This window comes from Microcoleus sp. bin48.metabat.b7b8b9.023, assembly GCF_013299185.1.
Lineage (GTDB): Bacteria > Cyanobacteriota > Cyanobacteriia > Cyanobacteriales > Microcoleaceae > Microcoleus.
The window spans coordinates 98,484-105,132 of the sequence record NZ_JAAFKG010000019.1 but is presented as its reverse complement, the minus strand read 5'-3'; the positions used below and the strand labels follow the sequence as shown (position 1 = coordinate 105,132).

At 42.5% G+C, this 6,649-nt stretch carries 5 protein-coding genes; all 5 read left to right on the top strand.

Annotation, left to right across the window (positions count from 1 at the left end):
* Positions 1–1,642: 1,642 nt before the first annotated feature.
* The 5 genes from QZW82_RS13515 to QZW82_RS13495 all read left to right on the top strand — a co-directional run bounded on the left by QZW82_RS13515 (position 1,643) and on the right by QZW82_RS13495 (position 6,504).
* Positions 1,643–1,882: a hypothetical protein gene (locus tag QZW82_RS13515; RefSeq protein ID WP_293148907.1), complete on the top strand. Its 240-nt coding sequence runs from the start codon at positions 1,643–1,645 to the stop codon at positions 1,880–1,882.
* A gap of 925 nt (positions 1,883–2,807) precedes the next feature.
* Positions 2,808–4,244, top strand: coding sequence for a transposase (locus QZW82_RS13510; RefSeq protein ID WP_293148906.1), 1,437 nt, complete (start codon positions 2,808–2,810; stop codon positions 4,242–4,244).
* Between the two features lie 51 nt (positions 4,245–4,295).
* Positions 4,296–4,547 carry a TIGR02450 family Trp-rich protein gene (locus QZW82_RS13505; RefSeq protein WP_293148905.1) on the top strand — a complete coding sequence of 84 codons (252 nt, stop codon included), beginning with the start codon at positions 4,296–4,298 and terminating at the stop codon, positions 4,545–4,547.
* A gap of 66 nt (positions 4,548–4,613) precedes the next feature.
* On the top strand, positions 4,614–5,288 hold the full coding sequence (locus QZW82_RS13500) for a hypothetical protein (RefSeq protein ID WP_293148904.1): 675 nt from the start codon (positions 4,614–4,616) through the stop codon (positions 5,286–5,288).
* Positions 5,289–5,652: 364 nt separating this feature from the next.
* Positions 5,653–6,504 carry an ABC transporter ATP-binding protein gene (locus QZW82_RS13495; RefSeq protein ID WP_293148903.1) on the top strand — a complete coding sequence of 284 codons (852 nt, stop codon included), beginning with the start codon at positions 5,653–5,655 and terminating at the stop codon, positions 6,502–6,504.
* Positions 6,505–6,649: the final 145 nt, after the last annotated feature.

Below are 6,649 nucleotides of genomic sequence, written 5' to 3'. Positions count from 1 at the left end.
TTCGTACCTGTCGTGTGAACTAGGTCGGATCGTCGAGTACTTCCAACCTAGTTTATTCGATTTGGTGCAGGGCTACTAAAAGCCTACTCCATAGTCGGTACTCCGACTTGGTGTAGGTAGTTTACTTAATCATTTCCCGGTTTACCACCGGGAAACGATCTTAGCTAGGGGGCCCAGATAGGTCTACCAATCCATACCTCTTGACACGGCAAGAAGAAACCGACACATCGAGTGTCTTAAACAAGAATATTATAGACCATTTCCCCTTCGTAGAGACAGCGAGAGGGGATTTTATATGCTATCGGATTGATAGGTTTTTGGAAAGTAAAACATATCCCAATACGGTTTACTTAAGATTGTCCTTCGAGAGGAACGAAGCAATCTCCGTATCTATTTTTCAGAGGATTTTACCCCCAGGGCGCTATATCAGTAAACGGTATTGAAACATATCCTAGATGCGCGTTAATTGATATTGCTCGCCTACGTCGAAAACCTCAAAAAACAGCCTCTTAAAAATAAAAAAACAGTTTTTTTTTACCGTCCGGATGGCTGTAGCGATGTTTTTTGTCGAAAAATGCTTGGCATCAAACTCCTCAATAAATCAGTTTACATCTAAAATTAAATATTTTTGTTTTGGCATTAATTGCTTCTGCTTTGCTGTTGATTTTATACTTAATCTAAAGTTTAGTAACTAGCAAATTTGGTTACATATAACTGCTATTTTCCGCCAACTGCGAAGGTCATATCGGCACTTTCAATCTTGAAGGTGATGGTATTGCCGTGTTGATTTGTTTGACCCATCTTTTTGGCTGTTGAGAGCAAATTACGGATAAAAAACTATTGAAAATTGTGCTGTCTTAAAATTATTAGGATTAATCGCTCTGTTATAAATTATACAAAATGATCCGTAGCTCGCAATTGTCGTCGGCGTGCGATCGTCCCCAATGAATTTAGAAAACAAATTCATCGCCACAGAGAGCAAAATGTATCGACTTGGAAGTTCGAGTCTTCCTCGGTAATGTATCGACTCAGAAGTTCCGAGTCTTAGTTGGTGCGGACATCATAAAGCTGCCTTAATTAACACAAATCATGGCTTTGGAAGAATAGCCAAAAAATATATCATCTATAAACAAGAATTAACACTTGCTCGCTTATGGTAGCCCCCGTAACAATACGTATGCCTAAAGTTATAGTTCACAGCAAAGCATATGCGGGGATCTAAATCAATAGGGTGAGGTGGTAGTGTCTGGGTGTTAAGAGGGGCGCTCCAAGAGGAATGTTTGGCGATCGATCCCTTCCCTATGGGGGAGGCTAAAACGTAAGAAGGCAAGGATCGGGAGACTGTGGTGAATTTTTTGAGTCCCGGAGAGTAGCGTTAGCACTAAACTCTGCATTATTGTAGGAAGCTAGGTAAATTTGTAACAGTTCTTAACTATGGAAAATTCTGTCAAAACTGCTAGCATGGTGACACTTTTGCTAGCAAAAACAGATAAAGTAAATAAAGTTGGCTAGCTCTAGAGGCCCCGATCCCCATCCCGGGGATCTTGAATCAATTGGATTCGTACCAAGTGGTTTTAGAGTTACAATTGGAACCAAAGCATCGCTATTTAACTGAGTTCTTTAGTTACTTTTACTTTCTGCTATGAACGTGGATTTTATCAAAGCCCAAGTCAGGTTGCTACAGGGTGCAAGTTCATCGGAGCGAGAAACCCTTATTAAAAACATCGGCGTCTGTGCTGGCGTGATCAGACCCGGAGAGTACGTGACTCCACAGCGGAAGCACGCCATCACTCTCTGGCTGCAAACAAATGCAGTGCGACTCCGGCTTCCCCAACTTCCTCTGGATTTATCGGGCCACAAGCCTTCACACGGAAGTAATTAAGAGGCAGCAACAGAATCAGATAAATTAGTCAATCTTGTCTAAAAGTGCTTTTTTGTTGAACCCTACAGGGTCAATGAGACACGATTCAGATTGAAAAAATGTTTGTAGGGAGAGTTGAACCCGAAAAAATGCCTGCGAATCGGAAGCGGCCCACCGCTTTGGGAGACAAAGGAAGTGAACGTCAAACCTGCTCTAAAAGTAGATTTGAGTGAGTTTCGCAGAACGGGGTTATTGTCCACCACTAAAACCTGGGTTATTTGCTTTTAGATTTGAGATTCAAGATTGAGTTCGTGCTGGATAAATTTGCTATTTGTCGATCGGCTGAAAAATCAACCCTATCGAATAGGTATAACTAATTACACGGGCAGTCGCAGGACTGCCTTTATTTTTGAGTTCCCAGACGAAACTCCTGCAAGTTACAATAAACCCATCTACTTGCAGACAGACTAAAGAGTTGGGAGTTCTCCTCTATTAAATACTGAGCAACTGGGATAGCTATGAATTTCACCCGGTACAGGATTTGTAGAAAGGCCAGCAACAATCTGAAATTTCTGTCCGGGTTGGTAGTGGGAGTCGGGCTGGACGGTAACTGTTGGAGATGTGGAACTTTCTGAGGGAGGATATCCGGTGCATGGCTTGAACTAGGGAGCAATTGTTATTTATGATATTAATATCATCCAACAGAAAAAGTTATTGCAATTAACTACCAGCCGGGAAGTCTAAGGGTATATTCAGAGGGGGATGAATCTCAATTGCTGCGCGAAGTACCCCCGAATGAATTACCGCGCTTGATGAAAGGCTCGTCGGATGGAGGAACGGAAGCCGACAATTAGACTTCGAGAGTACCTTTAAATTTGATGTACTTCCAGATGTTAAAACAAAAGAAATGGTATATTTAAGGTAGGTCGAAAAAAGGAAGTTTCTAATGCAGCTCACCTACAAATACCGCCTCAAACCAACCAAGCCCCAACTAGCAACTATTGTGGCTCATCTAGAACTTTGTCGCCGACAGTACAACTACCGACTCGGTGAAAGATTCAGATGGTGGGAAGCCACAAGAACGCCCATTAATGCCTGCCCGTTAGTTGTTTCGATAGTCCCTCTCGATGAGATTTATCGCAATATTCCCTTAACCAGAGTGCAGACTAGGGATGGCAGAAAGAAGGATGAATCAGGGAATCCTTTAACTAAAAAAGGGGACGTTTTCTCAAATATCGAAGGCGGATATGTACAGTGGCAGACGATACAACTTGCCGACTTGAAGAACACAAAAAAGCTATTTCCTGACTACAAAGTGCTGGATTCGCAAGTCTTGCAAGATGTCGTCAACAGAGTTAAAACTTCGTTTTCAAATTTCACCACGCCCGACAAAAACGGCAATCGTAGAGGCAAGCCTAAATTCAAAGGGCGACCCTACTACAAATCCTTCACATACCCTCAACTAGACAATCTAAATATTGTCAAAGACGAGCAAAATAGGATTTGTATTAGCCTCGCAAAAATAGGTCAAGTGCCGATGGTTTTTCACCGTCCAATACCAACAGGTTTCAAGGTTAAGACGGGTACAGTTGTCAGAGAAGCGGATGGGTGGTATATTTCCCTGACGCTAGAAGACAAAACGGTTCCCGTAACGGTTGCAGAAATTCAACCAACCGAAGAAAGCACTCTTGGTATCGATCTAGGAATTACTAATTATGCCTATCTTTCCAATGGTGAAAGAGTTGAGAATCCTAGATTCTTGAGGAAATCTGCTGACAAATTAGCAAGACTTCAAGCAAGGCTAGTTAGTAGAATTAAAAGTTCTAAACCTTGGCAGATTATCAAAGACAGGATTTCCAAACTCCATCAGTTCGTAGCTAGAGCGAGACTTGATTTTCAATTCAAAATAGCACATGAACTGTTTGGCAAGTGTGAAATTTTGGTGGCTGAAGATTTGAGTATCAAGAATCTAACAAGACGCACCAAAACTAAAACTGATATTGACAGTGACGGTAACTTAGTTTATTTACCAAACGGTCAATCAGCTAAAAGTGGCTTGAATAAATCAATGCTTGATGCTGCTCACGGGCAATTTGCTAGCGTCCTGAAATATGTTGCCTGGAAATTAGGTAAAAATGTTTTGTTCGTCGATCCCAAGGGAACTTCTCAGCATTGCTGGCATTGCCTCAACAAAGTACCGAAAGAATTGTCGGAAAGATGGCATTCCTGCCAGTGCGGAGAATCTTTGGATCGAGATGAAAATTCAGCCAAACTTATCAGAAAGATTGGTCTACTGCATCAAAGTGGCGGGGGAACTCCGTCACTCAAAAAAGCCTTTGCAAAAAAGGAAAAAGAAGCCTGCGGTCTAACTGTACTCAGTTGACCGTCAGGTTCGTTCACCTTGCTTTCTCATATATTTGCCAACAAAAATACTGTGCCGAAAAAACAAAAATTTCCTTATTTAGTTGGTTCCCGATGGACTTCTCACCAAAAAACTTGGGGGTGGCGGCACTTTCAAGTAGTCAACCGCAAAAACGAAGGTCAATGGGTTTTTGCCGAAATGGTGGCGGCTTGCGATCCAAATGTCCGTTTCTGGCTGAATGCCAAACAGCTCAAAGATCGATCGCTCTGGCAAGCTGGATGGCAGTCTACACAAGAATTAGAAGAATTAGAAGCGGCAGAGTAAAAGATAGCGCTTTGGGGGTAGAGTGAGGTAGAGATTAGTCATGGGCGATCGCAACAGGGTAAAGTAATGAAAAAAAAAGTTGTGTTCTTGGTGTGTTTGCTAATTAGTGCTGGATTGGGCGGTGCAGTTGGCGAAGAGTCGATCGCAATTCCAATTCGCTCTCTTCCCAATACTCTATCTGCGGATATTCCAACTCCCGCAGCGGAATTGTCCAACCTAGTCCTGACCTTACAAGACTTACCCGCAGGTTTTGTAGAGATGCCACCTGCGACCATGCAAAAACTGGTCAGCGGTCTCCAGACATTGAAACCAGCAAGTGTGTTTGCTTATAACAAAAACGACGACCAGCATTTTCAAATAATCCTAGGATTTACACAAAAACTGACCAACCAGATCGAGCGAGCAAAATTTGACGCAGATATGCGTGAAGATGTTTTTGCCAAAGAGTTCTCCAAAGGTTTAAACAGTAGTGGTAAGAATGAATATCAATTTACTAATCTTACTACTTTAACTTTAGAAGAAAAGATTGGGGAGGTATCGCGTGGGTGGACAAATCAAGGAAAAATACAAGGTGTGACGATGAATCTCGAAATCGCGGTATTTCGACGGGGAAAAATAGGAAGTTATCTGATGATTCTGTATGTTGATGGCAAGAAACCCGCTATAACAATGAGTTCAGCCGCACGCCAACTTGACAAGCGGATCGTGGAACTGACTCCTGACTTAACTCAACCGCAATAAGCGGGTAATGCCAGCGGTAAAAAAAATCAGCCTGATACCTGAGGGTGAGACTCAGATTGGTTGCCCTAACAAGATTCTTCGTTAAAAATAGCATAAAAACCTAATTTTTATGCTATTTTTAACGAGGAGTGTTACCAGAAAATTTAGTCGATCGCACTTGTTGCGGCATCCAGAGATGATATCATGTCTGTTGAATTGCCCGCCATCAAATTTTGTCGTTTGGTTGGGGCAGGTTGATAGATATTATTGTGGATGTGAATCTGAGATTGTTAGTAAACCCGCCACAAGTATTATGGTTGATTGACCAGGCAAAATCTGCCCCATAAGCAAGAGATCGATCGCAATAATTGATACAAAAATACCTATGACTGCCGCTGTTTCCCTGCAAAATGCCTGCAAAATCTACAACAAAATTCCTGTTGTCAATAACCTTTCATTCACGATTGAAGCCGGAGAAATGTTCGGTCTTTTGGGCCCCAACGGTGCCGGAAAATCGACGACAATTCGGATGCTGACTACGCTGACTAAACCCAGCAGCGGTCAAATTGAGGTAGCTGGATATGACGTGATGCGTCAAAGCTTGCAAGTTAAACAGTCCATCGGCGTTGTGCTGCAACAAACTAGCGTTGATAATGAGCTTTCTGTATGGGAAAATATGGAGTTTCACGGGCGGATGCACCACATCCCCAATCCGAAACGCCAACAATTGATTAAACAGTGGTTGGGATATGTAGAATTAGCAGAAAGACGGGATGATTTAGTCAAAACTTTGTCCGGTGGAATGAAGCGGAGGTTGCAAATTGCCCGATCGCTTTTGCATGAACCGGAAATCTTATTTTTGGACGAACCGACTGTAGGGTTAGACCCGCAAACGCGGCGCAGGTTGTGGGAAATTATTCTAGATTTGAACAAGCAGGGGATGACTATGCTGTTGACGACGCATTATATGGATGAGGTAGAGTATTTGTGCGATCGCATCGGGATTATGGACGGCGGTAAGTTGATTCAATTGGGAACGCTAGCGCAACTGCGGCAAGAACACGGTCAAGGGTTGGTGATGAAGCAAATAGGCGATCGCTGGGAATACAAGTTTTTCCCGACTTTGGAAGAAGCGAATTTTTATCTGGATGCGAAAGAGGATAAGACTGGTATGATGGTTCGTCCTTCTAATTTAGAGGATATTTTTGTAGAACTGACTGGCAGACAGTTAGATTGATAAATGTCTAATTGCTTTTTTCCGGTTTTCCTAGATAACTCGATCCTTCTGAATTCAACGTCTCTATTTCTAATTACCAGAAAGAATTGGTTGAAAGCCCGCCCGCCTTTGAGGTAGAAATTAAAATCAGACTATTCATTACTCC